We start from the raw sequence: 26594 nt of genomic DNA, 5'->3' as shown, positions 1-26594 counted from the left end.
AGGATTCACCATGCAACGGCTCCCACACGCTTGTCGGGCCATACTGGTCACGCTGCTGGCGTGCGTCTACAGCGCAGCCCTGGCCCAGGACACTGCCTCGGTGGACGCATGGAAGGCGGTCGACTCGGCCACCCTGGATGCCCAGCGCGGCGGATTCGATACGCCAGGCGGACTTAACCTGTCACTTGGGATTGAACGGGTCGTCTCGGTCAACGGCGAAGTGCTGTCGCGTACCAATGTCGCGATCGCCAATATGGCAAGCATGAACGCCGACCAGCTGCTGCAGGCGCGCGCCGCGCTCGGCAGCGCCCAGCTGATCCAGCTGGGCGGCAACAATTTCGTTGCCAGCGAGCTTGGCCTGCCCAATGGCGCCACCCTGATCCAGAACAGCCTGAACGACCAGGCCATCCGCGCCCATACCACGATCAGTTCGACCGTTAACAGCATGGCCCTGATCAAGGATCTGAATTTTCACTCTACCATTCGCGATGCAGTCGTGCGCTCGGCCGGAAGCCTGTAATATTGCATAATTATTAATGTAGCCGATGGAGAAACGGATGCACACACACGCCGCGCGCCTCGGCGCCGCCGGGCTGGCTGCCATGTTGCTGGCCCCGCTTGCGCATGCCCAGCAAGAGCCCGTAGCCGACCACAGCCCCAACCGGGAGCTGGCCACACTCAAGGCCGAACTCGCCGCGCAGCGCGCACTGGTCAACAAGCTGATGCTGGAGTTGCAAGCCCAGCAGGCCAAGATCGACCGTATCGAAGAGCGCCGCGAGCATCCCGCGCCGGCGCTGGCAACTTCGGCGCAATTGCCAGCCCGGGTCGACGAGCTGCTGCTGTCCGAGCAGCGCGGCACCGGCGGCCAGAACAGCGGCGCATCTGGCGTGCCCGTGGCCAATCGGCCGGCCAATCCGGCGCCTTCGACGCCCGGTCCGATGAACGGCCAGCCGGCATCCCAGCCAGCCGCGCGCGCCCCGAACCAGGCGCAGGCGCAGGCGCCGCAAAACAATGCCACCCGCTCGCCCCGCGATGGCCGCCCGCCCGAAGTGGCGCCGCTATTCGAAGCGCCGGGCGTGCTCACGCCGCGCGGCAAATACATTCTTGAACCGTCCCTGCAGTTCGGCTACTCGTCGAGCAACCGCGTGGCGCTGGTTGGCTATACCGTGATCCCTGCGCTGCTGATCGGCCTGGTGGACGTGCGCGAGGTCAAGCGCAATACCTTCACTGGCGCCCTGACCGCCCGTACCGGCCTGAGCAACCGCATGGAAGTCGAAGTCAAGCTGCCTTACGTGTACCGCTCCGACGCCACCGTCAGCCGCGAAATCTTCACTGGCACCGCCGTCGAACGGGTGTTCCAGACCAGCGGCAAGGCCATCGGTGACGTCGAAGTCGCCGGTCGCTACCAGCTCAATAACGGTGGACCGGACAAGCCGTATTACATCGGCGGCCTGCGCTACAAGTCGACCACCGGGCGCAGCCCGTTCGACGTCGTCACCGACTGCCAGACGCGCTGCATCGGCGACAACGTCACCGGCACCGGCCTGCCGCTGTCGCTGCCGACGGGCTCGGGCTTTCATTCCCTGCAAGGCAGCCTGACCTGGCTGTTCCCGTCCGATCCAGCGGTGTTCTTCGGCAACATCAGCTATTTGCACAATTTCAAGGAAAGCGGCATCACCCGCCTGGTGCGCGACGGCGAGCGCGAGCCCCTGGGCGAACTGGCGCCGGGCGGCATCATCGGCTTTAACTTCGGCATGGGCCTGGCGCTCAACGACAAGGCTTCGCTCAGCCTGGGCTACGATCACAGCACCGTTGGACGCATGAAGCAGAACGGCAATTCGGTGCCCGGTGCGGTGCGCACCCAGCTCGGTACCCTGCTGCTGGGCTACTCGTACCGCTTCAACGACAAGCGCTCGCTCAACGTGGCGGTGGGCGCGGGCGTCACGCGCGACACCCCGGATGTCTCGCTGACGGTCAGGGTGCCATTCTCGTTCTGAAACAACGGCCATTCGGGGACCGAATGGCCGTGGTATTTGGCATACGATTCGCACGATTCAAAGATCTTGCTTCCGTTTTAACAAATTATCTTTATAATCAACCTTGCAATGTTAAGCGCGCCATGGTCTGTAAGTCCGAAGGTTCGCTGGCAGGGCGAACAAAACAGACAAACTTTCAGGAGAGAATTAACATGGCGACTGGTATCGTAAAGTGGTTCAATGATGCAAAAGGTTTCGGTTTCATCACCCCAGACGGCGGCGGTGAAGACCTGTTCGCGCACTTCTCGGCAATCAATGCTAACGGCTTCAAGTCGCTGGCAGAGAATCAGCGCGTGACCTTCGACGTCACCACTGGCCCAAAAGGCAAGCAGGCTTCGAACATCCAGCCGCAAGCGTAATACTGCATTGCCCGCCTGGCGGGCATGTATGACAAAAGAGCACATCCCTGGATGTGCTCTTTGTTTTTGGAAAGCGGCAGCGGCGGCCGCGCGCCCTAGTGGCTGTGCCCGCAGCCCGACTTCGGGGCCGAGCCGGCGCCCGGCAAGACGGTGCCCGGTTCGCGGCCGCTGTCGCCCGCAAAACCGGCCGCATGCAAACGGTCCAGGTAGGCCTGCCACAGCGCGCCCTGCTCGCTGCCGAGCTTGTAGAGATAATCCCAGGTAAAGATGCCGCTGGCGTGGCCGTCGTTGAACTCGGGCTTGACGGCGTAGTTTCCGACCGGCTCGACGGCCGTGATGCCGACTTCGCGCTTGCCCAACTGAAGCACTTCCTGGCCCGGGCCATGGCCCTTGACCTCGGCCGAGGGCGAATACACGCGCATCAGTTCAAATGGAATGGAAAAGCTGCTGCCGTCGTCGAAGCTGATATCGAGGACGCGGGATTTCTGGCGGACCGCCAGGTCGAGAGGAATGGGCATGGGTGCTTTCGTTTAATGGAAGCGGCGGGCAATCGCCCTTGCGAGTTCGGGCAGCAGCGCGCGGCGCGCGGCCAAGGTGGATGCATCGGGCTCGCGCGCGGCCGCGGCCCACACCGGCGCCGGAAAGTGGGCGTCGTCGGCGTAGCGTGGAATGACATGCCAGTGCAGGTGCGGCACCACGTTGCCCAGGCTCGCGACGTTCACCTTCAGCGGCTGCATCACCTCGCGCACCGCCAGCTCGAGCTGGTACACGGCCTCGTTCAGCAACAGCCGGTCTTGCTGCTCCAGGTCGCTCATCTCGCGCACGTGCTCGCGCCAGATGATGCGGCAAAAACCCGGGTAGCTGGCGTCGTCGACGATGATGACGCTGAACTTCGGGCCGGACCAGGCGACTGGCGCGGCCAGCTCGCATAGTTCGCATCCCGGCTCGCGCTTGACCGCGACGGTCATACCAGTACCCTTTCGATACCGCCGTTATTGGCACGCGCCACGTAGTCCGGCATCCAGTTCTCGCCCAGCAGGTGGCGGGCCATTTCCACCACGATGTAGTCGGCCGTGGTGCCGGAATCGGCGTTGTAGCGCGACAGGCCTTGCAGGCAGGATGGGCAGCTGGTCAGGATTTTCACGTTGCCGTCAAACCCGTCGGCGCGCAGCTTGTCGGCGCCCGTCTCCATTTCGCCCTGCTTGCGCGAGCGGACCTGGGTTGCGATGTCCGGACGGCTCACGGCGAAGGTGCCCGACTCGCCGCAGCAGCGGTCGTTCTTCTCGATCTTGACGTCATCAAAAGTAGACACCAGCGCGTTGACGGTCTTGAGCGAGTCCTGCATCTTCATCGGCGTGTGACAAGGGTCGTGGTACATGTAGCGGGTGCCGCTGACGCCTTCGAGCTTGACGCCTTTTTCGAGCAGGTATTCGTGGATGTCCATGATGCGGCAGCCCGGGAAGATCTTGTCGAACTCGTAGGTTGCCAACTGATCGTAGCAGGTGCCGCACGAGACCAGCACCGTCTTGATGTCGAGATAGTTCAGCGTGTTGGCCATGCGGTGGAACAGCACGCGGTTATCCGTCATCATCTTGTCGGCCTTGTCGTACTGGCCGGCGCCGCGCTGCGGATAGCCGCAGCACAGGTAGCCCGGCGGCAGCACGGTCTGCACCCCGGTTTCCCACAGCATGGCCTGGGTGGCCAGGCCTACCTGCGAGAACAGGCGCTCGGAGCCGCAGCCCGGGAAGTAGAACACGGCTTCGGTGTCGGCCGTGGTCTTCTGCGGGTCGCGAATGATCGGGATCACCTTGTCGTCTTCGATGTCGAGCAAGGCGCGCGCGGTCTTCTTCGGCAGGTTGCCCGGCATTTTCTTGTTGATAAAGTGGATCACCTGCTCGCGTACTGGCGCCTTGCCGGTGGTCGGAGGCGGCGCTTCGACCTGCGGCTTGGCAAAGCCGCGCAGCAGCTGGTTGCCCATGCGCTGGGCCTTGTAGCCCCAGTCGACCATCACCTTGCGGGTGGCATTGATGGTGGTCGGGTCGGTCGCGTTCAGGAAGAACATGGCGGCGCGGCTGGCCGGCTTGAAGCTGCGCTTGTCCATCTTGCGCAGCAGGTTGCGCATGTTCATCGAGACGTCGCCGAAGTCGATGTCGACCGGGCACGGTGTCACGCACTTGTGGCACACGGTGCAGTGGTCGGCGACGTCTTCGAATTCTTCCCAGTGCTTGATCGACACCCCGCGGCGGGTCTGCTCTTCGTACAGGAAGGCTTCGATCAGGGCCGAGGTGGCCAGGATCTTGTCGCGCGGCGAATACAGCAGGTTCGCCTCTGGCACGTGGGTGGTGCAGACGGGTTTGCACTTTCCGCAGCGCAGGCAGTCCTTGATGCTGTTGGCGATTTCGCCGATATCGCTTTGCTGCATGATCAGCGATTCGTGGCCCATCAGGCCGAACGACGGCGTGTAGGCGTTGCGCAGGTCGGCGTGCGCGCCTTCGAGGTTGAGCAGCTTGCCCTTGTTGAAGCGCCCTTCCGGATCGACCCGCAATTTATAGTCGCGGAATTCCTGGATTTCTTCGTCGTGCAGGAATTCGAGCTTGGTGATGCCGATGCCGTGTTCGCCCGAGATCACGCCGTCGAGCGACCGGGCCAGCTTCATGATGCGCTCGACCGCCTTGTGGGCATCTTGCAGCATCGCGTAGTCGTCCGAGTTCACCGGCAGGTTGGTGTGCACGTTGCCGTCGCCGGCATGCATGTGCAGCGCCACGAACACGCGCGAGCGCAGCACGCGCTTGTGGATCGCGCTGGCTTCGTCGAGGATGCATTTATAGGCCGAGCCATTGAAGATCTGGCGCAGCGGCGCACGCAGCTCGCCCTTCCACGAGACGCGGATGGTGTGGTCTTGCACCACATCGAACAGCAGCACCTCTGGCTGCCTGCCGATGCGCTCGTCGAGCGTGGCCGACAGGCCATCGAGCCCCAGTTGGTCCAGGCTGCCGCGCACGTCGCGCAAGGGCTGGTCGAGGTTGGCGAGGATGAAGCTCCAGCGCGCGCGCGCCGCTTCCACCAGCGCCACCGCCTGCTGCGGGCGGTCGCCCAGGATTTCGGCGCGGTCGACCGATTCGCCCCCGGCATCGTCGCTCTTCTCGATCGGCAGCTGCTCGCTCGAGAGATAGGCCAGCATCTGGTCGGCCAGCTGCAGCTTGTTCTTGATCGACAGCTCGATGTTGATGCGCTCGATGCCGTCGGTGTACTCGCCCATACGCGGCAGTGGAATCACCACGTCTTCGTTGATCTTGAACGCATTGGTATGGCGCGCAATGGCGGCGGTGCGGGCACGATCGAGCCAGAATTTCTTGCGTGCCTCGGGGCTGACCGCGACGAAGCCTTCGCCGACGCGGGTGTTAGCGATGCGCACCACTTCCGACGCCGCGATGGCGACCGCGTTCTCGTCGTCGCCGACGATGTCGCCGAACAGCGCCATTTTCGGCAGCACGCCGCGTTTCGACTTGGTGGCATAACCGACCGCACGCAGGTAGCGCTCGTCCAGGTGCTCCAGGCCGGCCAGGCGCAGCGTGGCAAAGGCCGGGTCGCCGTTCCTGGGCAGGCTCTCGAGATAGCTCGTGATTTCGACGATCGACGGAATCGCATCGCGCGCCTGGCCGAAGAATTCCAGCGCCACGGTGCGCGCAAACTTGGGCATCTTGTGCAGGATCCAGCGCGCCGACGTGATCAAGCCATCGGTGCCCTCTTTCTGGATGCCTGGCAGGCCGGACAAGAATTTATCGGTCACGTCCTTGCCCAGGCCTTCCTTGCGGAAGCGCTTGCCCTCGATGACCAGTGTCTCGGTGCGGAACGGGGCGCCCTTGGCTGCCCCGCGCACGCTCGGATGGGTCCATGCGAGCTCGAAGGTGGCGACCGGCGCATCGTGGATCTTGGACAGGTTGTGGTCCATGCGGGTGACCTCGAGCCAGTCGCCGTTCGGGTCCACCATGCGCCACGAAGCCAGGTTGTCCAGCGCGGTGCCCCACAACACGGCCTTCTTGCCGCCCGCATTCATGGCGATGTTGCCGCCAATGCAGGAAGCGTGCGCCGAGGTCGGGTCGACCGCGAACACGAAGCCGGCCTTCTCGGCGGCCTGCGAGACGCGCTGGGTGACCACGCCGGCGCCGCTGGCGATGGTGGCATACTCGCGCTCCACGCCCGGCAGCCGGGTAATTTCCACCTCGCCCAGCGCAATCAGCTTTTCGGTGTTGATCACGGCCGACATTGGCGTGAGCGGAATGGCGCCGCCGGTGTAGCCGGTGCCGCCGCCGCGCGGAATGATGGTCAGTCCCAGCTCGATACAACCCTTGACCAGGCCGGCCATTTCTTCTTCGCTGTCGGGCACCAGCACCAGGAAGGGATATTCGACACGCCAGTCGGTGGCATCGGTGACGTGCGAGATGCGGTGCATGCCGTCGAAGCGGATGTTGCGCTTGTCGGTATACGCGCCGAGCACGCGCAGGGCGCGCTTGCGCAGGTCGTACATGGTGCGAAATTCAAGGCCAAAGGCATCCACCGCGCCGCGCGCGGCTTCGAGCAGTTGCTCGACCGCGGCATTGCGGCTGGCCGCGGCCTCAGGCCCGCCGTCGGCGCTGGCGTCCACGCTCAAGCGGCGCTTGTCGACTTCGCCCAACCGGTGGTGCAGCGCGTCGATCAGCTTCTGGCGGCGCTTCGGGTTGTCCAGCAGGTCGTCCTGCAGATAGGGGTTGCGCCGGACCACCCAGATATCGCCCAGCACCTCGTACAGCATGCGCGCCGAGCGCCCGGTCTGGCGCGCGCCGCGCAGCTCGTCGAGCAGCCGCCACGACGACTCACCCAGTAGCCGGATCACGATTTCGCGGTCGGAGAACGAGGTGTAGTTGTACGGAATCTCGCGCAGGCGCGCGGGAGCGCTGTCGGCAAGCAGGGTATGGAGTTGTGCAGGGGCGTTCATGGATTCGACTCGGCATTTCGGGGGCGCCCGAAGGAGGTTCATTCTAGCTTATTGCGCTGCACCACGCTGGCGGGCGCTAAGAAAATGACCACAGGTCGCGCAAGGAAATGCCAATAGTCAGCAGTTTATGCAAATTTCGTCAGCATAAACTGGCCGTAGTGCATCATTCGTTTGCATGAACGAGGGAAAAGGCATATTGCGTAAGGCGGCCTGCCAGCACGAAACGCCGAGATGGCTTAGCTTGCCATGATAAACACAGCCGGTCGAAAATCCGCTACGCGCGACTTTCCGGGTCGATTCGTCGCTCGGGAGGACTGCCTTCTTCAAAGCCCGCCACAAACAGCATCAGCACGTCGCTGGCAACTTTCTCTTCTCCCGCTTCGAGCAAATCGTTCGCGATCCTGGTCAGCTCGGCCGGAGTAGCCTTGGCGCCCCGGTTATCGACTGCTTGTCTTGTCACCTTGCCGAGCTGGAACGCCAACTCGGCAATCATGGTTTTTTCTGTGGTACTCATTCACGTTCTTTCATGGGGGGCGCGCATATTCACGGAAGGGTCGGTCGCGGGCCGCAGCTGACCGCTCGGCGCAGCATATCAGCTTGCCGTCGAGGCAGCCCACGACAATGGCGAGCGGTAGAAACCGGCCGTTGCGGTCAATCGCGCGCGCTACGCCATACCTGTTTCGTGGCCGGCGTCTCGTGCCTGGGGCAGCTGGAGAAACGCTGCTTGCCGTGCATTTCAATCATCTCGACATTGGTTGCGGGCGAGCGCTCGGTGAGGCAGTAAGTGCCATTGCCGGTGATGACGCGGGTGCGGCGCGCGCCGTCGCCAGTATTGTTCACCAACTCTTCGACCTTGGGCGCTTCCCATAGGCGCGGCGGCGCCAGCGTGCGCGCCAGCTCCATGCCTTGGCGCATGCGCAGCACCGGGCTGTCTGGCGGCGCCACGATGGTCGCCCGGCTGTCCTTGCGCAGCGCGCGGTCGATGCCGCCGACGCTGCGCCGGCGCTGTCCATGAAGGCGCTGACACCCGGCGCGGGTGCTGCGGCAGCGGGCGCTGGCGCCCCTGCTGCGGCCGGCAGCGCCGGTTGCGGCGTAGCGCCTGGCGCTGCCAGCGCAACGCTGGGTGAACTGCGGCGCACGAGCTGCTGCGGCGCTCGGCGGCGTAATTGCGCTGGCGGCGGCGCAGCAGGCAAGGCCGGCGCGGCGTCGCTACGCGGCGCCGTCGGTATCAAGCGCAGCCACTGCACCACGGCCGCTTGCGGGTCCGCCTGCGGCGGCAGGCTGCGCGTCATCTGCCAGCCGATCAGCAGCGCCGCATGGACCAGCAGCGTGACGCAAGCGCCCAGCAGGCGGCGATCGGCGAGCAAGCTGCCGGGGGCGCTGGACGCGCTGGCGTACAAGGGGAGTCGACTCATATGGGCCCAGTATAGCCAGCACGCCGCGCCCAATCCTCGCCAATTCTCTCTGCCTCGGCGGGGCGCCTAGCCGATCCAGCGTCCCAGCAGGTCACCCAGGTTCTTCCAGAACCCGTCCGGGATATACAGTAGCGCCACGGTCATGGTCACATAGCGCGCGAATTTGCCGATCGCCATGTACATCACGCTTGGCCAGAACGGCAGGTGCAGCCAGCCGGCCAGCGTGCACAGCGGGTCGCCCACGCCCGGCAGCCAGGACAGCAGCATGGTCTTGGCGCCGTATTTCTTGAGCCAGCCGAACCAGCGGCTCTGGCGGTCTTTGGCAAAGGCGATCTTGGCGCGGTAGCCGACGAAATAATCGACCGCCCCACCCAGCGTATTGCCGCAGGTGGCCACCAGGATCGCTGGCCAGAACATGGCGGGATTGGCCTTGATCACGGCAAACACCGCCGGCTCGGAGCCGAGCGGCAGCAAGGTGGCGGAAATGAAGCTGATGATGAACACGGAGCTGAGCCCGACGGCCGGCGCGGCCAGCACTTTGAGCAGCCAGAGGACGGCGGATTCGATCATCGAGGGGACGGGGTGGCGCTGACAAGCCCGAACGGGCGGGGGCGAAACGAATCAGGGATGAGCAGGGAGGTCATGGGCTCCATTATAATGAGGATCACTTAACGTAACGACACGATACGCCGGGCCCGCCATCCAGGGCCGCGTAGCGTACTGCGCGCCTCGGTCATCCCTGCTGGCGGAACAGTGTGCGTCGTCCGGCCCGCCAGCCATCCCCTCTGGCAGCATTCACCGATTGCCGACCATGACTACCGACTACCTCAAGAAAATCCTGACCGCGCGCGTCTACGACGTCGCCCAAGAAACCCCGCTCGAATACGCGCCGACCCTCTCTGGCCGCATGGGCAACCGCATCTACTTCAAGCGCGAGGACATGCAAAGCGTGTTCAGCTTCAAGCTGCGCGGGGCTTATAACAAGATGGCCAACCTGACGCTGGAACAGCTCAAGCGCGGCGTGATCTGCGCCTCGGCCGGCAACCATGCCCAGGGCGTGGCGCTGTCGGCCGCGCGCCTGAACTGCCGCGCGCTGATCGTGATGCCCACCACCACCCCGCAGGTGAAGATCGACGCCGTCAAGTCGCGCGGCGCGGCGCATGTCGAAGTGGTGCTGCATGGCGACTCGTACACCGACGCCTACAACCACGCGCTGCTGCTCGAAAAGGAGCAGCGCCTGACCTTCGTGCATCCGTTTGACGACCCCGACGTGATCGCCGGCCAGGGCACGATCGGCATGGAGATCCTGCGCCAGCATTCGGGCCCGATCCATGCGATCTTTGTCGCCATCGGCGGTGGCGGCCTGATTTCCGGGGTCGGCGCGTATGTCAAGGCGGTGCGCCCGGATATCCGCATCATTGGCGTGCAAAGCATCGATTCGGATGCGATGGCCCGCAGCCTGAAGGCCGGCCAGCGCGTAACCCTCACGGATGTCGGCCTGTTCTCGGACGGCACCGCGGTGCGGCTGGTGGGCGAAGAGACCTTCCGCGTGGCGCAGCAGGTGGTGGACGAGATCATCATCGTCGATACCGACGCGATCTGCGCCGCGATCCAGGACGTGTTCCAGGACACCCGCAGCATCCTGGAGCCGGCCGGCGCGCTGGCCGTGGCCGGCGCCAAGGCGTATATCGAACGCTCGCAGATGGACAAGAATCCGGTCAAGGCCGAGACCCTGGTGGCGATCGCCTGCGGCGCCAACATGAACTTCGACCGCCTGCGCTTTGTGGCCGAACGCGCGGAGCTGGGCGAATCGCGCGAGGCGGTGTTTGCGGTGACGATTCCCGAGCAGCGCGGGAGCTTTCGCCGCTTCTGCGCCTTGGTCGGCCCGCGCAATGTCACCGAATTCAACTACCGCATCAGCGACGCGCGCGAAGCGCATATCTTCGTGGGCGTCCAGGTGGGCAGCCGCAGCGAGTCGGGCCTGCTCGCGCGCACCTTCGAGGAACACGATTTTCGCACCCTCGACCTGACCCACGACGAGCTGGCCAAGCTGCATATCCGCCACCTGGTGGGTGGAAAAAGCGCGCTGGCGCAGGACGAATTGCTGTATCGTTTCGAGTTCCCCGAACGGCCGGGCGCACTCATGCGCTTCCTCGACAGCATGGCGCCGAACTGGAATATCTCGCTGTTCCATTACCGGAACCAGGGTGGCGACGTAGGTCGGATCCTGGTCGGCCTGCAGGTGCCGGTTGCCGAGATGGACGAATTCCGGCAGTTCCTGGCCACGCTCGGGTACCGCTATTGGGACGAAAGTGCCAATCCGGTGTACCAGCTGTTTTTGGGCGGCTAGGCCCGTCCGATGTTTTCGCGCCGAGGCGCGCAATCTTGCGTTGAACACGTGGGCGCAGTCGGCCCACCCAACGGACGTCAACAGCGTCCTTTATCCATGAATACTCCTGACCAGTCTCCCCTCGGCAAATCTTCCGCTTACCAGAGCCAGTACACCCCCGAACTGCTGTTCCCGATCCCGCGCGCCGACAAGCGCGCAGAGCTCGGATTGACGGCGACCTCGGGCACCCTGCCCTTTTTCGGCGTCGATATCTGGAATGCCTACGAGCTGTCGTGGCTGAACATGCGCGGCAAGCCGCAGGTTGCCATTGCCACCATCACGGCGCCGGGCGACTCGCCCAATATCGTCGAATCGAAATCGTTCAAGCTGTACCTGAACTCGTTCAACCAGACCCGCGTGGCCGGCACCGATGCGCTGGCCGAATTGCTGCGCCAGGACCTGTCCGGTGCGTTCGGCGCGCCGGTGCACGTCAGCATCATGACGCCGGACGCCTTTGGTGCGCTCAAGATGGGCGAACTCGACGGCATCCTGCTCGATCGCCTCGATATCGACATCGACCAGTATGTGCCGGCGCCACAGTTGCTGACGGCGAACCATGCCAACGGCCCGGTCGAGGAAACCCTGGTGTCGCACCTGCTCAAGTCGAACTGCCTGGTCACCGGCCAGCCCGACTGGGGCAGCGTCCAGATCCGCTACGCCGGCCCGCAGATCGACCAGGAAGGCCTGCTGCGCTACCTGATCGGTTTCCGCGAGCACAACGAATTCCACGAGCAATGTGTAGAACGCATCTTCATGGACGTGTTGCGCCAATGCAAACCGAGCAAACTGGCAGTGTATGCGCGCTATACCCGCCGTGGCGGACTTGACATCAATCCCTGGCGCGCCAACTTCAGTACCGGCATGCCCGGCAACCTGCGCACGGCTCGCCAATGAAGCGGACATAGGCCAGAATATGCGCGGCGGCCGGCAGCTGTGCGTTTTCCGTCACAACCATTCGGTGCGTTCGGGGTCAAAGCCTCGTGCGCGGCGCGTGACTGCAGCGTGGCTGCGCAACGATAAAAAAATCGGCGAAAGCCGCGCACGGCCCGGGTTTGGCGCGTTTTACTTTCAATTTCACCTGAGAAATTGCGTTTCATCGCGGCGCACAGGCATGATCCCACCCTATGCTTACACCGTTCCGTCCCCACGTTATGCCCGGGAAGCACGCACGGATGCGAAATCGAATGCCGCTACCATGAAACAGGCCTATAATTCCGCCTCGCAAGCATCTACCTGTGCATCGCACACTAGTTATGACGAACCTTAGCAAAATCCTCTCGCTCGAGAACGTGCAGCTGGACCTGGAAGTGTCGAGCAAGAAGCGCGCTTTCGAGCAGGCCGGCCTGATCTTCGAGAACAACTGCGGTATCGCGCGCTCGACCGTATCGGACAACCTGTTCGCACGCGAGCGTCTCGGTTCCACCGGTCTCGGCCATGGCGTAGCCGTACCGCACGGCCGGATCAAGGGCGCCAAGAGCCTGAAATCCCCGCTGGCCGCCTTCGTGCGCCTGGTAGAGCCGATTCCTTTCGAGTCGCCCGACGGCCAGCCGGTCAGCCTGCTGTTCTTCCTCTTGATTCCTGACCACGTTACCCAGCAGCACCTCGAGATCCTGTCGGAAATCGCCGAGCTGTTCTCGGACGAAGCCATGCGCACCGCGCTGGCCACCGACCCCGACCCGAAATCGGTCTACGAACGCATCATCAACTGGCAGCCGAGTCTGCAGGCGATGGGCTAAGTCGGCCCCCACGCTACCCCTAGCTGCGCGGTAATTCGCTGCGCCCCATGCCCATGCCCATGCTGCAGAGTCCGCTGACCATCCAACGGCTGTACGACGACAACCGCGACAGCCTGCAGCTCGGCTGGTTTGCGGGCTTTCCCGGCGGCGAGCGGCAGATCGCGGGCGACGCCGCCTCGGCCGCCGACCAGGTCGGCCACCTCAACCTGATCCACCCGGGCCGCATCCAGGTGTTCGGGCACCAGGAACTGAACTACTATCACCGGCTGAAGTCGAGCTCGCGCACCCATGTGATCGGCGAGCTGATCGGTGGCGGCCCGCCGGCGCTGATCATCGCGCAAGGGCTGGAGACGCCGCCCGATATCCTGGCGATCTGCGACGACCAGAACATTCCACTGTTCTCGACCCCCTTGCCGGCTGCCCAGGTAATCGACTTCCTGCGCGTCTACCTGTCCAAGAAGCTGGCCCAGCGCGTCATCATGCACGGCGTCTTCATGGACGTACTCGGCGTAGGCGTCTTGATCACCGGCGACTCCGGCCTCGGCAAAAGCGAGCTGGGCCTGGAACTGATTTCGCGCTCGCATGGCCTGGTGGCCGACGATGCCGTCGAATTCTCGCGCATCGCCCCGAACATGATCGAAGGCCGCTGCCCGCCGCTGCTGCAGAACCTGCTCGAAGTGCGCGGCCTGGGCCTGCTGGACATCAAGGCGATCTTCGGCGAGACCGCGGTGCGCCGCAAGATGCGGCTCAAGCTGATCGTCCACCTGGTCAAGCGCGGCGCGCTCGACGAAGAATTCGAGCGCCTGCCCTTCCAGCACCCTACCGAAGACGTGCTGGGCCTGCCGGTACGCAAGGTCGTGATTCCCGTCGCCGCCGGCCGCAATATCGCGGTGCTGCTCGAGGCCGCCGTGCGCAACACCATTTTGCAATTGCGCGGAATCGATACGCTGCAGGAGTTCATGGAGCGGCAAAGGCAAGCCATGACCGGAGATTGACCCAGGCTGCATAGCCGGGGACGACAAGCCGATGACGCATGCGGTATCATCCTCCCTATGCACATCGTCCTTATTACCGGCATTTCCGGCTCGGGCAAGTCGGTCGCCCTGAATGTTCTCGAAGACGCAGGCTATTACTGCGTCGACAACCTCCCGCCTGCCCTGCTGCCGGCCCTGGTGTACGCTGTCGGCGAGAAAGGCGCGGACAAGATCGCGGTCGCGGTCGATGCCCGCAGCGCCGAATCGCTGGTGGAGTTGCCCGTGAGCGTACGCCACCTGAAAGAAGAAGGCCACAACCTCAAGGTCATGTTCCTGACCTCGAGCACGCATTCCCTGGTGGCGCGCTTTTCCGAAACCCGCCGCAGCCACCCGCTGTCGCACCAGGTGCGCCCGGGCGAGAACCCGGCCTCGCGCCGCACCCTGATCGAATGCATTGCCGAAGAACGCGAGCGCCTGTCGGCGATCGAGAACCTTGGCCACGTGATCGACACCTCCGAACTGTCCGCCAACAAGCTGCGCCAATGGATCAAGGAGCTGGCCGACGTCGAGCACGCGCCGCTGACGCTGTTTTTCGAATCGTTCGCGTTCAAGGTCGGCGTGCCGCTCGACGCCGACTTCGTGTTCGACGTGCGCGCCATCCCGAACCCGTACTACGACGTGGCCCTGCGCCCGCTCACCGGTCGCGATGACCCGGTCATCGCCTTTCTCGACGCCCAGCCCAGCGCCACCGAGATGCTCGAAGATATCAAGAATTTCGTGGCCAAGTGGCTGCCTTCGTTCAAGACCGATAACCGCAGCTATTTAACCGTGGCGGTGGGCTGCACCGGCGGCCAGCACCGCTCGGTGTACATGGCCGAACGGCTCGGGGCCTATTTCAACGGAACCGAACGCGTGATCGTGCGGCACCGCGAGCAACCCAAGCACGCGGTGGTGTGATGTGCCGATAATCGCCGGCTGATGGCTAATCGAGATGGCGCAGCGGATGCGCATACTCGGGCCACACCGGCTTAAAGAATCCTTCCACCATCGCGGGCGTGACTTCGTCCAGCGTCGCCGGGTTCCACTTTGGCGCGTTGTCCTTGTCGATTACCAGCGCGCGCACGCCTTCCAGGACTTCGCCGTGCTCGAAATTGCGGCGCACCAGCGAACGCTCCATGCGCAGGCAGTCGGCCACGTCGAGCGAGGCGCCGCGCTGCAGCAGTTCGTAGGTGACGCACATCATCAGGGGCGAGCGCTGGCGCATGGCGGTCAAAGCCTTCTGCGCGAACGCGGTCTCGTCGCCGGCCAGCGCTGCCATGATGGCCGCCACCGACGCGGCGCCGAAATGGGCATCGATCGCCGCACGCTGTGCCTGCAGGCCGCTGGCGCCAGCCATGGCGGCGAACGGCGCGGCGAATGCGCGGATCGCGTCTGGCAACTGCGCGCCCGGGGTCGACTCCACCAGCGCCATCAGCTCACCGGTCTTTTCTCCCGGCACGAAGACATCGGCCAGGCCCACGTACAGGGCATCGGCCGCGCCGATCGTCAGGCCGGTCAGTCCCAGGTACTTGCCCAGCTGGCCCGGTGCGTGCGACAAGAAATGGCTGCCGCCCACATCCGGGAACAGGCCGATGTTCACTTCGGGCATCGCCATCTTGGTACGGTCGGTAACGATGCGCAGGCCGCAGCCAGGGCCGCCTTGCGCAATGCCCATGCCGCCGCCCATCACCACGCCGTCCATCAGCGCGATATACGGCTTTGGATAGAAATGAATCAGGTGGTTGAGCGCATATTCTTCGGTAAAGAAGTCTTCCAGCAATGCGCTGCCGCCAGTCGGACCCACCTGGCCCATCTCATAGAAGAAGCGAATATCACCGCCTGCGCACAAGGCTTTCTCGCTGCTGCTGGTGATGACCACCGCATCGATGGCGGAATCGGTCTGCCAATCGCGCAGCGCCGCAGTCAAGGCGCGCACCATGTCGAGCGACAGGGAATTGAGGGCTTTCGGGCGATCCAGCGTGATGATGCCGGTGCGGTTGGCGACGCGGGTCAGGACAGTGTCGGTCATGAGTTGCTCTGTGATCGAAAAGACATGCATTCTACCGAACCGCGGTGCTAAACCAAAAGCCTTATCGCGTCATCGGAAAGTAGACCGGGCGGCGCAGTCGGCCGGCCAGGCCGAATGCAAAAAGGGCGCCCCCTCGGACGCCCTCGCTTGGATGGCTGCCTGCCGTGCCTAGGCGGCGGCGGCTTCGCCGATGTCCGGGATGCGCTTGTGCGCGATGTGATGATGATCCTGCAGCATCGATTTATGCTTGAGCACCTGGCGGTCCAGCCGGTCCACCAGCATGTCGATCGCCGCATACATGTCTTGCGCGGCACTGGCCACATGCAGGATTTTTCCCGAGACCTGCAGGTTGATCTCGGCTTTTTGCCGTTTTTCTTTTTCGGTGAGATTGTCGATGGCGAGGAACACGTGCGTGTCGATCACGTGATCGAAATGGCGGGTAATGCGCTCGAGCTTATTGTGAACGTATTCACGAATTGCGGGAGTCACTTCAAGATGGTGGCCACTGATTGTGAGGTTCATACACACTCCTTTGAGATGTTACGCTGCCCTGGCAATGAGCTGGCAAGGACAGTGCGTTACAAGGATTTGCGGAGGCTGACAGGTGGGATCTTGAGGGCTTCGCGGTATTTGGCAACCGTTCGGCGCGCAACGACCATACCTTGTTCCCCCAGCATTTCCGCGATCTTGCTATCGGATAAAGGGCTCTTAGGGTCTTCAGCTCCTGTCAGTTGCGCAATGAGCGCGCGGATCGCCGTGGAAGAGGCTTCTCCCCCCGCTTCGGTGGCGACATGGCTTCCGAAGAAGTATTTCAGCTCGAACATGCCGTGGGGGGTCAGCATGTATTTCTGCGTGGTTACACGGGAAATAGTGCTCTCGTGTAGGCCTAGTGTATCAGCAATCTCGCGCAGCACAAGAGGGCGCATGGCAACTGCGCCATGGCTGAAAAAGTTGCGCTGACGCTCTACAATCGCCTCGGCCACACGCAAGATGGTATCGAAACGCTGGCGCATATTCTTGATCAGCCATTTGGCTTCCTGCAGCTGCGCGCCCATCTGGCTTTCGCTTTTTCCCTGCTTGAGCAGGTTCGCATACAGGGTATTGACGCGCAGGCGCGGCATCACGTCCCGATTGAGCATCACCGACCAGCCATCCTTGGCGCGGCGCACCACCACGTCCGGCACCACGTAGTCGGATGCGTTGGTTCCAAAGGCCGCACCCGGATGCGGATTGCACTGGCGAACCACGGCCTGCACCTCGCGCAGGTCTTCGTCGTCGCAGGCCAACGCCTTTTTGAGCTTGGTGTATTCGCGCTGCGCGAACCAGCTCAGGTAGCCTTCGACGATCTTCAGCGCCAGGCGCCGCGTTACCAGCGGCACGCCCGGCATGCGGCGGATCTGCAGCGCCAGGCATTCGGCCGCGCTGCGCGCGCCAACCCCGGCCGGGTCGAGGCTCTGCACCAGCGCCAGCGCGCAGCGCAATTCGTCCATCTCGATGTCGAGTTCACCCGGCAGGCGCGCGTGGATGTCGTCCAGCGGTTCTTCGAGGTAGCCATTGTCGTCGAGCGCGTCGATCACGAGTTCGGCCAGCGCGCGGTCGCGCATGCTGCAGCCGGTGGTGCGCACCTGCTCGGCCAGGTGCTCGCGCAGCGACACGCCGCTGGCCTCGAGCTGCGGGCGGCCGTCTTCGTCGTCGCCGCTGCGGGCGCCGCCGCCCTCGCCGCCCCAGTCGCCATCGGGCTCGCCGCGATCGCGGTCGGCGCCATCATCGCTCGCATCGGCGCCTTCGCCTTCGGCCTTGGACGCCTCGGCGCCGGCTTCCTGTCCCGGCTGCGCGGGCGCTTCGCCATTGGCCGGCGCGCTCGCAGCTGCATTGTTAATGGCGCCATCGGCCAGCAGCCGCACCGAATGGTCGAGCGGATCGTCGAGCCTTTCGAGCAGCGGGTTATCGGTCAGTATCTGCTCGAGTTCCTGGTGCAGTTCGAGCGTGGACAACTGCAGCAGCCGGATCGACTGTTGCAGCTGCGGCGTGAGCGCCAGGTGCTGCGACGTGCGTAGTTGCAGGGACTGTTTCATCGTCACATGCGGAAGTGTTCACCAAGATAAACGCGGCGCACGTTTTCGTTGGCGATGATGTCGTCGGGGCGGCCCGAGGCCAGCACCGCCCCCTGGTTGATGATGTAGGCGCGATCGCAGATGCCGAGCGTCTCGCGCACGTTGTGATCGGTAATCAAAACGCCGATGTTGCGCTCTTTCAGGAAGCGCACGATGCGCTGGATCTCGATCACTGCGATCGGATCGACGCCGGCGAACGGCTCATCGAGCAGCACGAAGCGCGGGTTGGTGGCGAGCGCGCGCGCGATCTCGACGCGCCGGCGCTCGCCGCCCGACAGCGACAGCGCCGGATTCTCGCGCAGCTTCTCGATCTGTAGCTCGGCCAGCAGCGTGTCGAGGCGCTCGTTGATCTCGTCCTTGGACAAGGCCTTGCCTTCGCTGGTGCGCTGCAGTTCCAGCACGGCGCGGATATTGTCTTCCACTGTCAGCTTGCGAAACACCGAGGCTTCCTGCGGCAGATAAGACAGGCCAAGCACCGCGCGGCGGTGGATCGGCAGGCTTGAAATGTCGGTGCCGTTGATATCGATCGAGCCGGCGTCCGACGGCACCAGGCCCACGATCATGTAGAACGAGGTGGTCTTGCCGGCGCCGTTGGGGCCGAGCAAGCCGACCACTTCGCCGCATTCGACCTGCAGCGAGACGTCGCTGACCACCAAACGCTTGCCGTAGCTCTTTTGCAGGCCCTTGACGATCAGGGTGCTGCAGCCTTCGCGCGTCGTACCCGGAACTGCCGTCATTGCTTGGCGCCTTCCTGGGCGGCCGGGGCGGGCCGGCGCGGCGCGATGATCAGGGTGCCGCGCCCGCCGCCGACCTTGCTCTGGCCGCTGGCGTCGTTGCGCACCTGCGCCACTTCGTTGCGGTTGTCGTAGGAGATGTACGGCCCCTTGATTTCGTTGGTCATGCGACCGTTTTCGAGCTCGCGCACCTCGGCGGTGGAAAACAGCTTCACCAGTTCGACCCGCTCGTCGTATTCGATGCGCTGGGCCTGGCCCTCGACCCACAGGTCGGGACCGCCATCACGCTTCTGGCGGAAGGTGGCGAGCTTGCCCGGCGCCGCGGTGAGCGTGACGTTCATGTAGCCTTCTGGCGTCTCCTTCACCAGCGCGCGGTCGGACTTGAGCACCAGCGTGCCGCGGGTGAGCACGACGTTGCCGGTCAGGATGCGGGTCTGCGTGACCTCGTCGACGTCCAGGGTGTCGAAGTTGATCACGGCCTGCTTGAGCGAATCGGCCTTCTCGGCAAAGGCGCTGAGCGAAGCCAGGCCAAGGAAGGCGGCGGCAAATAATTTTTTCATGATTGCTTGTCCTGTAGTGACTCAACGCCTCAGTCGGGGCGCGCGCGTGGCGGATAGACGATCTGGCCGCGGCCGGCCAACTGCAGCGTCTGGGTAGCATTGTTGGCGACCATGCCGGTGCCGCTGATCGTGGCGGCGCCGAGCTGCATCTCGATGGCCTTGTCGGTCTTCATGATTTCTTCGTCCGGCAGCACGGTCAGCGCCTGCGTGCGCACATGCAGCGCTTCGCTGGCCGGCGTGGCCGGGCGCTGGATATCGACATTGCCGAGCAGGTCGACGCGGTGTTCCTGGTGGTAGATACGGCCGCGGTTGGCCACCACGGTGGTGCGCGGGCGGCCGGGCGTCAAGCCCTGCACCACCGGCTGCTCGACCTCGGAGACGTCTCCTTCTTGCTGATGCGCCAGGCGCTTGCCCGACACCACGTAGCTTGGCTGGCCCTGCTCGGTCATGCGCACGAACGAGAAGTTCTCGACGATGTAATCGGGCTCGTTCATGGACCCGCCCAGGCGGGTGTCGGAATCGTCGCGCTCCATCACCTGCAGCAGCCAGAAGCTGCCAAAGGCGAGGAACACGCCGATGATCATGTTACCCAGCAGCCTCCAGCGGTGGGCGGTGCGCTTGTAGTTGACCATGGCTAGCTGCGCGAACGCCTATGCAAGATATGGCGCGAGCGCCTGTTCGTAAGTACCCTGGGCACGCATGACCAGGTCGCATACCTCGCGCACGGCGCCGCGTCCGCCCGCGTTCTTGGTGACGTAATGCGCGCGGTGCTGCACGTCCGGGTGGCCCGACGGCACCGCCACCGCGAAGCCCACCTTGGTCAGCAGCGGCAGGTCGATTACGTCGTCGCCGATATAGCCGCATTGCTCTGCGCTGACCCCGGTGGCCTCGAGCAGCTTGGCAAAGCCGATGCGCTTGTCGTGGATGCCCTGGTAGACGTGGGCGATGCCAAGGTCGCTGGCCCGCTTGACCACCACCGGCGACAGGCGCGCGCTGATGATCGCGGTCTGCACGCCGGACTTGCCGAGCAGCTGGATGCCGAGGCCGTCGAGTACATTGAAGGTCTTGGTGACTTCGCCGTCCGGACCGTAGGTAAGGCTGCCGTCGGTGAGCACGCCGTCGACATCGAAAATCATGACCTTGACACGCGCGGCGCGCTGCACATGGTCGAGCGGGGTCGGTTGAGCGTTCATTAGATCACCTTGGCGCGGGTCAGGTCGTGGATATGGAGCGCGCCCACCAGGCGTCCGTCGGCATCGACCACCAGCATCTGGTTGATGCGAAATTCTTCCATCACGGCCACGGCATCGACCGCGAGCTGCTCCGGATGGACGGTCCGCGGCCCGGCATGCATCACGTCGCGGATCAGGATATTCGAAAAGTCGTGCAGGCGTTCGATCAGGCGGCGCAAGTCGCCATCGGTGAACACCCCGACCGGACGACCTTCGGCGTCGACCACGGCGGTCATGCCCATGCCCTTCTGGGACACTTCGAGCAGCGCTGTGGCCAGCGGCGTGTCAGGGGCCACCGCGGGAATGGCCTCGCCACTACGCATGACGTCGCGCACATGGGTCAGCAGGCGCCGGCCAAGGGCGCCGCCCGGGTGCGACATGGCGAAATCTTCTTCGCGAAAGCCGCGCGCGTCGAGCAGCGACACGGCCAGCGCGTCGCCCATCGCCAGCGTGACGGTGGTGCTGGTAGTCGGCGCCAGGTTGAGGGTGCAGGCTTCTTTGGCCACCGAGATATCGAGGTGGATCTCGGACAGCCTGGCCAGGCGCGAAGCCGGCTTGCCGGTCATGGAAATGACCTGGCTGCCCATTCTTTTGACAGCTGGCAAAATTTCCAGCAGCTCGGACGATTCGCCCGAGTTCGAGATGGCGATGAACACATCCTGCGCGGTGACCATGCCCAGGTCGCCGTGCGCGGCCTCGCCCGGGTGCACGAACATGGCCGGGGTGCCGGTCGAGGCCAGCGTGGCGGCGATCTTGCGGCCGATGTGGCCCGATTTGCCCATGCCCGACACCACCACGCGGCCGGTGCAGCCGTACAGCAGCTGTACCGCGCGCACGAAATGGTCGTCGTCGCCCAGGCGTGCATGCAGCGCGCGGATCGCATCCGCTTCGATGGCAAGGGTCTCGCGGCCAAGCTCCAGCATGCGGCGGGCCTGGTCGGTGTCGAAACTTTTCAGCATTGTTTTTTCATCGGTTACACTCATCATCGCAGTATAAACGAATTGGGTAAGCAAAAAACTTGCCAGTCGTAACAAACTAAGACAATGACCCCTGGGGACGATGCATTCCGGACTTGAACTGACCCTGCTCCTGCTGGGCTGCGCCGTACTCGGCGTAGTCGCTTTCCGGATGCTGCACCTGCCGCCGATGCTCGGCTACCTGGCCGTCGGCGTGATCATCGGCCCCCACGCGCTGGCGCTGGCCGAGGACAGTCCGGCCACCCGTACGCTGGCCGAATTCGGCGTGGTTTTCCTGATGTTTTCGATCGGGCTCGAGTTCTCGCTGGCCCAGCTCAAGTCGATGCGGCGCATCGTATTCGGGCTCGGCCTGGCGCAGGTGGTGGTGACCATCGCCGTGGCCATGGGCTGCGCCCTGTTCATCTCTTACTGGGCGCCCGATCTGCACGTGAGCTGGCAGGCGGCGTTCGCGCTGGGCGGCGCGCTGGCCATGTCGTCGACCGCGATCGTGGTCAAGATGCTGACCGAGCGGCTCGAGCTCGAGAGCGAACATGGCCGCCGCATCATCGGCATCTTGCTGTTCCAGGACCTGGCCGTGGTGCCGCTCCTGATCATGATCCCGTCGCTGGCGCGCCCGCCCGAAGAACTGGTGGTAACGCTCGGCTGGGCCGCCGTCAAGGCCGCCTTCGTGCTGGCCCTGCTCCTGATCTTTGGCCAGAAGCTGATGCGCAACTGGTTCACCATCGTCGCCAAGCGCCGCTCGCAAGAGCTGTTCATGCTCAACCTGCTGCTGGTGACGCTCGGCCTGGCCTGGGTTACCGAGCAGGCCGGCCTGTCGCTGGCGCTGGGCGCGTTTGTCGCCGGCATGCTGATCTCTGAAACCCAGTACAAGCACCAGGTGGAAGAAGACATCAAGCCCTTCCGCGATGTGCTGCTCGGGCTGTTCTTTATTACGGTGGGCATGCTGCTCAATGTCAGGCTGGTGCTGGAGCACTGGTGGCTGGTACTGGCGTTGCTGGTGTTCCCGGTACTGCTCAAGTTCGCGATCATCGCCTTGCTGGCCAAGGCCTTTGGCTCGCGCGACGGCGTATCGATGCGCACCGGCCTGGCGCTGGCCCAGGCCGGCGAATTCGGCTTTGTGCTGCTGAACCTGGCCTCGGGCTCGAAGCTGATCGATCCCTTCCTGATCCAGCTGGTGCTGGCCTCGATGGTGCTATCGATGCTGCTGGCGCCCTTCGTGATCCAGAACATGGACAAGCTGGTGCTGAAGGTGGCTGTCAACGAATGGATGGCCCAATCGCTGCAGCTGACCCAGCTCGCGAGCCGCACCATGAAAACCCACAAGCATGTGATCATCCTCGGCTTTGGCCGCAGCGGCCAGAGCCTGGCAACCATGCTCAGCGAAGAAAAGCTGCCCTGGTATGCGCTCGACCTGGACCCCGAACGGGTACAAGAAGCGCAGGCTGCCGGCGCCAACGTGTCCTACGGCGACGCCGCGCGCCGCGAAGCCCTGATCGCGGCCGGCATCAACCGCGCCAGTGCGCTGGTGATCACCTCCGCCAATACTCCCCTGGCGCTGAAGGTGCTGCACCTGGTGCACGAGCTGGCGCCGAACCTGCCGGTGATCGTGCGTGCCCATGACGACAGCGATCTCGATATCCTGAAAAAGGCCGGCGCCACCGAAGTGGTGCCGGAGGCGCTCGAGAGCAGCCTGATGCTCGCCTCGCATGCGCTGGTGGTAATGGGCGTGCCGCTGCGCCGCGTGGTGCACCGCGTGCAGAACGCGCGCGACGAACGCTATGCCTCGTTGCGTGGCTACTTCCATGGTGCCGGAGACGTCTCGGACGATCCCGAACACACTTATGTGCGCCTGCATTCGGTGACCCTGCGCAGCGAAGCGGCCGCGGTCGGCAAGCGCATCGCCGAGATGGCGCTGGAAGAAGTCGGCGCCGAAGTCACGACGCTGCGTCGCAATGGCCAGAGCCTGGGCTGGACGCCGCAGACGCTGCTGCTGGTAGGCGATGTGCTGGTACTGCGTGGAGCGGGAGAAGCGGTAAACCGGGCGGAAAGCCGTTTGCTGTAGAAATCCGGTAGCCCATAGGCTGGGCCGGTTTTGTGCGCAGCCTAGGAGATCGTGACGACTCTGTTGCGCCCATCGGCTTTGGCGCGATACAAGGCTGTATCGGCCTGTGCCACCAGTTCTTGCGCCACGCCCTCGATGGCGTGGTCGCGCTCGAAATCATCGAGCGTGGCCACGCCGATCGACACCGTTACCGTTACATGCTCGCCGCTCGACAGTTGCATCGGCGTGGCGGCAACGCTGGCGCGAATCCGCTGCGCCACCACGCTGGCGCTGTCCAGGTTCGCATCGATCAGCAGCACCACGAACTCTTCGCCGCCGAAGCGCCCGAGCGCATCCGAAATGCGCAGCTCGGCCTTGATGCGCGCCGCCACCTCGCGCAGCACGTCGTCGCCGCCGCCATGCCCGACCGAGTCGTTCACTTTCTTGAAGTGATCGATATCGATGTACATGCACGAGATGCGGTAACTCTGGCGGCGCGCGCGCGCGATCTCTTCCACCAGGCGGCGGTCGATGTAGCGCCGGTTGTAGACCCCGGTGAGCGCATCGGTCAGCCCGATGAACTTGAGCATTTCGTTACTGATGACGTTCTCGAGGCAGATCGCGATGATCGACCCCATGTGCTCGAGAAAATCGGTGCCCAGCGCCGGCGTGAAGCGGCCCGCATCGGCGCTGCCCAGGTTCAGGCTGCCGATCAGGCGTGCATTGCGCAGCAGCGGCACCAGCGCCACGGTCTGCAGCCCGGCTGGCGGGTGCGGAAACATCGCGCAGTGCTGCGACGGCGCATAAGGCCCGAGCAGCGGGCGCGGCGGACATCCCTCGACATGGTCGAAACCGAGTTCGCTGGCATGCTCGCAGAAACTCAGGTCGGGCAGCTGCTCATAGTCGACGCCCAGCTTGTGCATGACGGTATAGATGTCGGCGTCGGGATCGACCAGCGACAGCGTTACCGTATCGAGTTCGGAGATGACCGGCAGCGTGCGGAAAATCGTCGTCACCAGTTCCTGGAACGACCCGGCGCCAACGATCTGCAGGTCGAAAGCCTGGTGACGCGTCATGATCGAATGGTTGCGTTCGGCTTGCTCGAGCAGGTACGTCATGCGGGAACGCAGGGTCTCGTTCTCCAACATCAGTTCTCGCGTTAGCGTATCTGGCTCGTGCATCGAAAATTCCTTTCAGCAATACCCGTAACATTACGCCATCTGACCGGCCTTGAAAACGAAAACCGCCCGAAGATGGGCGATTTTGCGACACAAAATTTTTACGCCCGGTCAAAACCTCAGCGTGGTTTCCAGCTCCTGGCCGACGCGCAGGCGCCGCCCCGCGCCCTGGGCGACGATGCAATTCATGCCCATGCAGACCGCGCCATCCATGCGCGGGTTGGCGCGGTAGGACTGCAAGATGTCGAGCGGGTCGGGGCCGATGCTGCCCGTGGCCTGGTCGATCGCCGGGATCGGGCAGCGCGCACAGGGTTTCACCGGCCGCAGCATCAATCCGCCCGCGTCCAGCGAGGCCAGGAAATCTTCTTCAAAGGCGTCGAGGCCATCGACCACCAGGTTCGGGCGAAAGCGGTTCATGGGCAAAGACGCGCGGCCGGCGTTGACCAGCTTCGCGTTCAGGTCGTCGAGCGACGCCTGGCCAATCAGCAGGATCGGGTAAGCGTCGGCGAAGCGGGTTGCCGCCGGGGCGCCGCCGGTCCATTTGGTGCTGGTCGCACGCTGCGTGTCCGGGCGAAAGCGCACTAGCCGGCAATCCGTGCCGAGAACAGCAGCGAACCAGGCGGCGGCGGCGTCGCCGCAATCGGCGGCGGCGATGTGGTCGTCCCAGATTTGCACCGTGATCGTCGGTGCGCCCGCATCGTGCGCCAGCGGCAGGCGCAGCAGCGGCATGCCAGGTGCATCGAGATCGAGCGCGTCGCCGGCGATGCGGGGCGTCACCAGCGCCATGCGCGGGAACTCGCGCTGGGTCAGGAACAGCCCTTCGCGCGTGACCAGCATCCATTCGCGGTCGTGCACGCCCTGCGCGAACAAACCATCGATGCCGCATTGCGCCTCTTCTACCTCGATGCCGGCGCAGGACTTGATCGGGTAAATAACGAGTTCGGTCACGGTAGCCATGCTGTCAAACCTTGCGGATAAAGGCCGACAGTATGGCAGGCAATGCCGCCAAAGGCACGGTCAGCGGGCCGCTTTCGCCTTTTCGTCGCGTTCGCGCTGCAAGCGGGCGTTAAGGTTGCGCGTCGCGCCAGCTGCGAGCTTGCGGCAGCCATCCGGATCGATGAAGGGGTTCGATTGCGCGGTCCTGGCGGCAGCCTTGCCGAAGGCGTCGGTGGCGGCAGGATGGGCGGCGATCACGATATCGCACTTCAGGCTCAGGTGGTGCCGCCGGACGTGTGGCCGGGCGTATAGTGGACCGTAAAGCGCAGCGGGCCGACCGCCAGGGTGGCGCCATCCTCGACTTCTTTTACCTGCGCGACTTTCGCAATGGTAAAGCGCTCGTTCGGATCGTACTGCGGATCGTCCGTGCCCGGCGTGCCGTCGCGCAGCACCTGGGCGCCATGCGGACTGTGGGCGATGGTCGCGCCGCTGGCACGCTGCAAGGCGGCCAGGCCGCCGGCGTGGTCGAAGTGGGCGTGCGAATTCAGGATGAGCTTAACGTCCGTCATCTTGAAACCGAGCGCTTCGATGTTCTTCTGAATTAGCGGCGCCGATTGCGGCAACGCGCCATCTAACAGGACGTGGCCTTGCGGGCCAGTGACCAGCACGGCGGACAGTCCGGCGGTGCCGACGTAGTAGGTGTTGCCGTGGATGTTGAAGGGGGTAGTGGGCTGGTTCCATTCGTCGCAGGAGGTGCAGGTGATGGCATCCTGCGCCATAGCAGCGTTGGACGCCGCAGCACCTATCAGTGCGAGGGCAGCCAGTGTCATCGTGTTGTTCATCATTCGACAATGCTCCAGACAAAAAAAG

General features: G+C 64.1%; 28 protein-coding genes. 9 read left to right on the top strand and 19 right to left on the bottom strand.

The features are described from left to right. Window positions 1-10: 10 nt before the first annotated feature. The 3 genes from NRS07_RS03215 to NRS07_RS03205 all read left to right on the top strand — a co-directional run bounded on the left by NRS07_RS03215 (window position 11) and on the right by NRS07_RS03205 (window position 2395). Window positions 11-520 carry a hypothetical protein gene (locus tag NRS07_RS03215; protein ID WP_259211139.1) on the top strand — a complete coding sequence of 170 codons (510 nt, stop codon included), beginning with the start codon at window positions 11-13 and terminating at the stop codon, window positions 518-520. Window positions 521-557: 37 nt separating this feature from the next. Continuing rightward, the gene (locus NRS07_RS03210; RefSeq protein ID WP_259211137.1) at window positions 558-1997 is read left to right on the top strand and encodes a hypothetical protein; all 1440 of its coding nucleotides are present in this window, start codon (window positions 558-560) and stop codon (window positions 1995-1997) included. A gap of 191 nt (window positions 1998-2188) precedes the next feature. Then, window positions 2189-2395 (top strand): cold-shock protein, encoded by a 207-nt coding sequence (locus NRS07_RS03205; RefSeq protein WP_091875023.1) that lies wholly within the window; start codon window positions 2189-2191, stop codon window positions 2393-2395. Window positions 2396-2490: 95 nt separating this feature from the next. Here the strand turns inward: NRS07_RS03205 and NRS07_RS03200 are convergent, their stop codons facing one another. The 7 genes from NRS07_RS03200 to NRS07_RS03170 all read right to left on the bottom strand — a co-directional run bounded on the left by NRS07_RS03200 (window position 2491) and on the right by NRS07_RS03170 (window position 9355). After that, entirely contained in the window at window positions 2491-2913 is a 423-nt protein-coding gene (locus NRS07_RS03200) for a DUF971 domain-containing protein (protein WP_259211131.1), read from the bottom strand. A gap of 12 nt (window positions 2914-2925) precedes the next feature. Continuing rightward, entirely contained in the window at window positions 2926-3363 is a 438-nt protein-coding gene (locus NRS07_RS03195; RefSeq protein WP_259211129.1) for an HIT family protein, read from the bottom strand. Further along, the gene (locus NRS07_RS03190) at window positions 3360-7370 is read right to left on the bottom strand and encodes a DUF3683 domain-containing protein (RefSeq protein ID WP_259211127.1); all 4011 of its coding nucleotides are present in this window, start codon (window positions 7368-7370) and stop codon (window positions 3360-3362) included. Before NRS07_RS03190 ends, NRS07_RS03195 begins: the two co-directional genes overlap by 4 nt. Window positions 7371-7644: 274 nt before the next feature. Next, window positions 7645-7884, bottom strand: coding sequence for a hypothetical protein (locus NRS07_RS03185; protein WP_259211124.1), 240 nt, complete (start codon window positions 7882-7884; stop codon window positions 7645-7647). Window positions 7885-8021: 137 nt separating this feature from the next. Beyond that, the gene (locus tag NRS07_RS03180) at window positions 8022-8210 is read right to left on the bottom strand and encodes a hypothetical protein (RefSeq protein ID WP_259211122.1); all 189 of its coding nucleotides are present in this window, start codon (window positions 8208-8210) and stop codon (window positions 8022-8024) included. Beyond that, entirely contained in the window at window positions 8207-8785 is a 579-nt protein-coding gene (locus tag NRS07_RS03175) for a hypothetical protein (protein WP_259211120.1), read from the bottom strand. The genes NRS07_RS03180 and NRS07_RS03175 overlap by 4 nt, the downstream gene beginning before the upstream one ends. Window positions 8786-8851: 66 nt before the next feature. Beyond that, on the bottom strand, window positions 8852-9355 hold the full coding sequence (locus NRS07_RS03170) for a YqaA family protein (RefSeq protein WP_259211118.1): 504 nt from the start codon (window positions 9353-9355) through the stop codon (window positions 8852-8854). A 241-nt stretch (window positions 9356-9596) separates the two neighbouring features. Here NRS07_RS03170 and ilvA point away from each other — a divergent pair, with 241 nt between their 5' ends. From ilvA to rapZ, 5 genes are all read left to right on the top strand, one after another. After that, window positions 9597-11135, top strand: coding sequence for a threonine ammonia-lyase, biosynthetic (gene ilvA, locus NRS07_RS03165; protein WP_259211116.1), 1539 nt, complete (start codon window positions 9597-9599; stop codon window positions 11133-11135). 96 nt (window positions 11136-11231) lie between these two features. Continuing rightward, window positions 11232-12068, top strand: coding sequence for an NADPH-dependent 7-cyano-7-deazaguanine reductase QueF (gene queF, locus NRS07_RS03160; RefSeq protein ID WP_259211115.1), 837 nt, complete (start codon window positions 11232-11234; stop codon window positions 12066-12068). 359 nt (window positions 12069-12427) lie between these two features. Then, on the top strand, window positions 12428-12910 hold the full coding sequence (locus tag NRS07_RS03155; protein ID WP_259211113.1) for a PTS sugar transporter subunit IIA: 483 nt from the start codon (window positions 12428-12430) through the stop codon (window positions 12908-12910). A gap of 59 nt (window positions 12911-12969) precedes the next feature. Next, window positions 12970-13905 carry an HPr(Ser) kinase/phosphatase gene (hprK, locus tag NRS07_RS03150; RefSeq protein WP_259211110.1) on the top strand — a complete coding sequence of 312 codons (936 nt, stop codon included), beginning with the start codon at window positions 12970-12972 and terminating at the stop codon, window positions 13903-13905. 57 nt (window positions 13906-13962) lie between these two features. Beyond that, a complete protein-coding gene (gene rapZ, locus NRS07_RS03145) occupies window positions 13963-14841 on the top strand; it encodes an RNase adapter RapZ (protein WP_259211106.1) in 879 nt (292 codons plus the stop codon). A 25-nt stretch (window positions 14842-14866) separates the two neighbouring features. Here the strand turns inward: rapZ and NRS07_RS03140 are convergent, their stop codons facing one another. The 8 genes from NRS07_RS03140 to NRS07_RS03105 form a co-directional block, all read right to left on the bottom strand. Beyond that, window positions 14867-15952, bottom strand: coding sequence for an enoyl-CoA hydratase/isomerase family protein (locus NRS07_RS03140; RefSeq protein ID WP_259211105.1), 1086 nt, complete (start codon window positions 15950-15952; stop codon window positions 14867-14869). Between the two features lie 168 nt (window positions 15953-16120). Continuing rightward, a complete protein-coding gene (gene hpf / locus NRS07_RS03135) occupies window positions 16121-16474 on the bottom strand; it encodes a ribosome hibernation-promoting factor, HPF/YfiA family (protein WP_259211103.1) in 354 nt (117 codons plus the stop codon). 56 nt (window positions 16475-16530) lie between these two features. Next, window positions 16531-18027, bottom strand: coding sequence for an RNA polymerase factor sigma-54 (locus NRS07_RS03130; protein ID WP_259211101.1), 1497 nt, complete (start codon window positions 18025-18027; stop codon window positions 16531-16533). 2 nt (window positions 18028-18029) lie between these two features. Next, the gene (lptB, locus tag NRS07_RS03125) at window positions 18030-18803 is read right to left on the bottom strand and encodes an LPS export ABC transporter ATP-binding protein (RefSeq protein ID WP_259211099.1); all 774 of its coding nucleotides are present in this window, start codon (window positions 18801-18803) and stop codon (window positions 18030-18032) included. Further along, window positions 18800-19360: a lipopolysaccharide transport periplasmic protein LptA gene (lptA, locus tag NRS07_RS03120; protein ID WP_259211096.1), complete on the bottom strand. Its 561-nt coding sequence runs from the start codon at window positions 19358-19360 to the stop codon at window positions 18800-18802. Before lptA ends, lptB begins: the two co-directional genes overlap by 4 nt. A 29-nt stretch (window positions 19361-19389) precedes the next feature. Then, on the bottom strand, window positions 19390-19992 hold the full coding sequence (lptC, locus tag NRS07_RS03115) for an LPS export ABC transporter periplasmic protein LptC (protein ID WP_259211095.1): 603 nt from the start codon (window positions 19990-19992) through the stop codon (window positions 19390-19392). 18 nt (window positions 19993-20010) lie between these two features. Then, a complete protein-coding gene (locus NRS07_RS03110; RefSeq protein ID WP_259211093.1) occupies window positions 20011-20553 on the bottom strand; it encodes an HAD family hydrolase in 543 nt (180 codons plus the stop codon). Further along, entirely contained in the window at window positions 20553-21575 is a 1023-nt protein-coding gene (locus NRS07_RS03105; protein WP_307729949.1) for a KpsF/GutQ family sugar-phosphate isomerase, read from the bottom strand. The genes NRS07_RS03110 and NRS07_RS03105 overlap by 1 nt, the downstream gene beginning before the upstream one ends. A 76-nt stretch (window positions 21576-21651) precedes the next feature. Here NRS07_RS03105 and NRS07_RS03100 point away from each other — a divergent pair, with 76 nt between their 5' ends. Further along, on the top strand, window positions 21652-23631 hold the full coding sequence (locus tag NRS07_RS03100; RefSeq protein WP_259211085.1) for a cation:proton antiporter: 1980 nt from the start codon (window positions 21652-21654) through the stop codon (window positions 23629-23631). A gap of 41 nt (window positions 23632-23672) precedes the next feature. On the opposite strand, the gene NRS07_RS03095 is transcribed toward NRS07_RS03100, so the two are convergent. From NRS07_RS03095 to bla, 4 genes are all read right to left on the bottom strand, one after another. Then, window positions 23673-24791 (bottom strand): diguanylate cyclase, encoded by a 1119-nt coding sequence (locus NRS07_RS03095; protein WP_259211083.1) that lies wholly within the window; start codon window positions 24789-24791, stop codon window positions 23673-23675. A 108-nt stretch (window positions 24792-24899) separates the two neighbouring features. Beyond that, window positions 24900-25745: an MOSC domain-containing protein gene (locus tag NRS07_RS03090; RefSeq protein ID WP_259211082.1), complete on the bottom strand. Its 846-nt coding sequence runs from the start codon at window positions 25743-25745 to the stop codon at window positions 24900-24902. 60 nt (window positions 25746-25805) lie between these two features. Further along, the gene (locus NRS07_RS03085; protein WP_259211080.1) at window positions 25806-25982 is read right to left on the bottom strand and encodes a hypothetical protein; all 177 of its coding nucleotides are present in this window, start codon (window positions 25980-25982) and stop codon (window positions 25806-25808) included. Between the two features lie 17 nt (window positions 25983-25999). Further along, window positions 26000-26569 (bottom strand): metallo-beta-lactamase, encoded by a 570-nt coding sequence (gene bla / locus NRS07_RS03080; protein ID WP_259211078.1) that lies wholly within the window; start codon window positions 26567-26569, stop codon window positions 26000-26002. Window positions 26570-26594 lie beyond the last annotated feature (25 nt).

Origin of the sequence: Massilia sp. H6 (assembly GCF_024802625.1) — a bacterium.
In the GTDB taxonomy this organism is placed as follows: domain Bacteria; phylum Pseudomonadota; class Gammaproteobacteria; order Burkholderiales; family Burkholderiaceae_D; genus Telluria.
The sequence above is the reverse complement of the archived record's forward strand: the minus strand, read 5'-3'. Positions and strand labels throughout refer to the sequence as shown.

What these genes read in the sequence shown, in the direction of transcription:
- NRS07_RS03140 (WP_259211105.1), bottom strand. Translation starts at nt 15,952, where the DNA reads ATGACCGACACTGTCCTGACCCGCGTCGCCAACCGCACCGGCATCATC.
- ilvA (WP_259211116.1), top strand. Translation starts at nt 9,597, where the DNA reads ATGACTACCGACTACCTCAAGAAAATCCTGACCGCGCGCGTCTACGAC.
- NRS07_RS03100 (WP_259211085.1), top strand. Translation starts at nt 21,652, where the DNA reads ATGCATTCCGGACTTGAACTGACCCTGCTCCTGCTGGGCTGCGCCGTA.
- queF (WP_259211115.1), top strand. Translation starts at nt 11,232, where the DNA reads ATGAATACTCCTGACCAGTCTCCCCTCGGCAAATCTTCCGCTTACCAG.
- NRS07_RS03175 (WP_259211120.1), bottom strand. Translation starts at nt 8,785, where the DNA reads ATGAGTCGACTCCCCTTGTACGCCAGCGCGTCCAGCGCCCCCGGCAGC.
- NRS07_RS03155 (WP_259211113.1), top strand. Translation starts at nt 12,428, where the DNA reads ATGACGAACCTTAGCAAAATCCTCTCGCTCGAGAACGTGCAGCTGGAC.
- rapZ (WP_259211106.1), top strand. Translation starts at nt 13,963, where the DNA reads ATGCACATCGTCCTTATTACCGGCATTTCCGGCTCGGGCAAGTCGGTC.
- lptB (WP_259211099.1), bottom strand. Translation starts at nt 18,803, where the DNA reads ATGACGGCAGTTCCGGGTACGACGCGCGAAGGCTGCAGCACCCTGATC.
- NRS07_RS03105 (WP_307729949.1), bottom strand. Translation starts at nt 21,575, where the DNA reads ATGAGTGTAACCGATGAAAAAACAATGCTGAAAAGTTTCGACACCGAC.
- NRS07_RS03205 (WP_091875023.1), top strand. Translation starts at nt 2,189, where the DNA reads ATGGCGACTGGTATCGTAAAGTGGTTCAATGATGCAAAAGGTTTCGGT.
- hpf (WP_259211103.1), bottom strand. Translation starts at nt 16,474, where the DNA reads ATGAACCTCACAATCAGTGGCCACCATCTTGAAGTGACTCCCGCAATT.
- NRS07_RS03200 (WP_259211131.1), bottom strand. Translation starts at nt 2,913, where the DNA reads ATGCCCATTCCTCTCGACCTGGCGGTCCGCCAGAAATCCCGCGTCCTC.
- NRS07_RS03170 (WP_259211118.1), bottom strand. Translation starts at nt 9,355, where the DNA reads ATGATCGAATCCGCCGTCCTCTGGCTGCTCAAAGTGCTGGCCGCGCCG.
- NRS07_RS03215 (WP_259211139.1), top strand. Translation starts at nt 11, where the DNA reads ATGCAACGGCTCCCACACGCTTGTCGGGCCATACTGGTCACGCTGCTG.
- lptA (WP_259211096.1), bottom strand. Translation starts at nt 19,360, where the DNA reads ATGAAAAAATTATTTGCCGCCGCCTTCCTTGGCCTGGCTTCGCTCAGC.
- NRS07_RS03130 (WP_259211101.1), bottom strand. Translation starts at nt 18,027, where the DNA reads ATGAAACAGTCCCTGCAACTACGCACGTCGCAGCACCTGGCGCTCACG.
- NRS07_RS03190 (WP_259211127.1), bottom strand. Translation starts at nt 7,370, where the DNA reads ATGAACGCCCCTGCACAACTCCATACCCTGCTTGCCGACAGCGCTCCC.
- NRS07_RS03210 (WP_259211137.1), top strand. Translation starts at nt 558, where the DNA reads ATGCACACACACGCCGCGCGCCTCGGCGCCGCCGGGCTGGCTGCCATG.
- NRS07_RS03110 (WP_259211093.1), bottom strand. Translation starts at nt 20,553, where the DNA reads ATGAACGCTCAACCGACCCCGCTCGACCATGTGCAGCGCGCCGCGCGT.
- bla (WP_259211078.1), bottom strand. Translation starts at nt 26,569, where the DNA reads ATGATGAACAACACGATGACACTGGCTGCCCTCGCACTGATAGGTGCT.
- lptC (WP_259211095.1), bottom strand. Translation starts at nt 19,992, where the DNA reads ATGGTCAACTACAAGCGCACCGCCCACCGCTGGAGGCTGCTGGGTAAC.
- NRS07_RS03195 (WP_259211129.1), bottom strand. Translation starts at nt 3,363, where the DNA reads ATGACCGTCGCGGTCAAGCGCGAGCCGGGATGCGAACTATGCGAGCTG.
- NRS07_RS03185 (WP_259211124.1), bottom strand. Translation starts at nt 7,884, where the DNA reads ATGAGTACCACAGAAAAAACCATGATTGCCGAGTTGGCGTTCCAGCTC.
- NRS07_RS03095 (WP_259211083.1), bottom strand. Translation starts at nt 24,791, where the DNA reads ATGCACGAGCCAGATACGCTAACGCGAGAACTGATGTTGGAGAACGAG.
- NRS07_RS03090 (WP_259211082.1), bottom strand. Translation starts at nt 25,745, where the DNA reads ATGGCTACCGTGACCGAACTCGTTATTTACCCGATCAAGTCCTGCGCC.
- hprK (WP_259211110.1), top strand. Translation starts at nt 12,970, where the DNA reads ATGCTGCAGAGTCCGCTGACCATCCAACGGCTGTACGACGACAACCGC.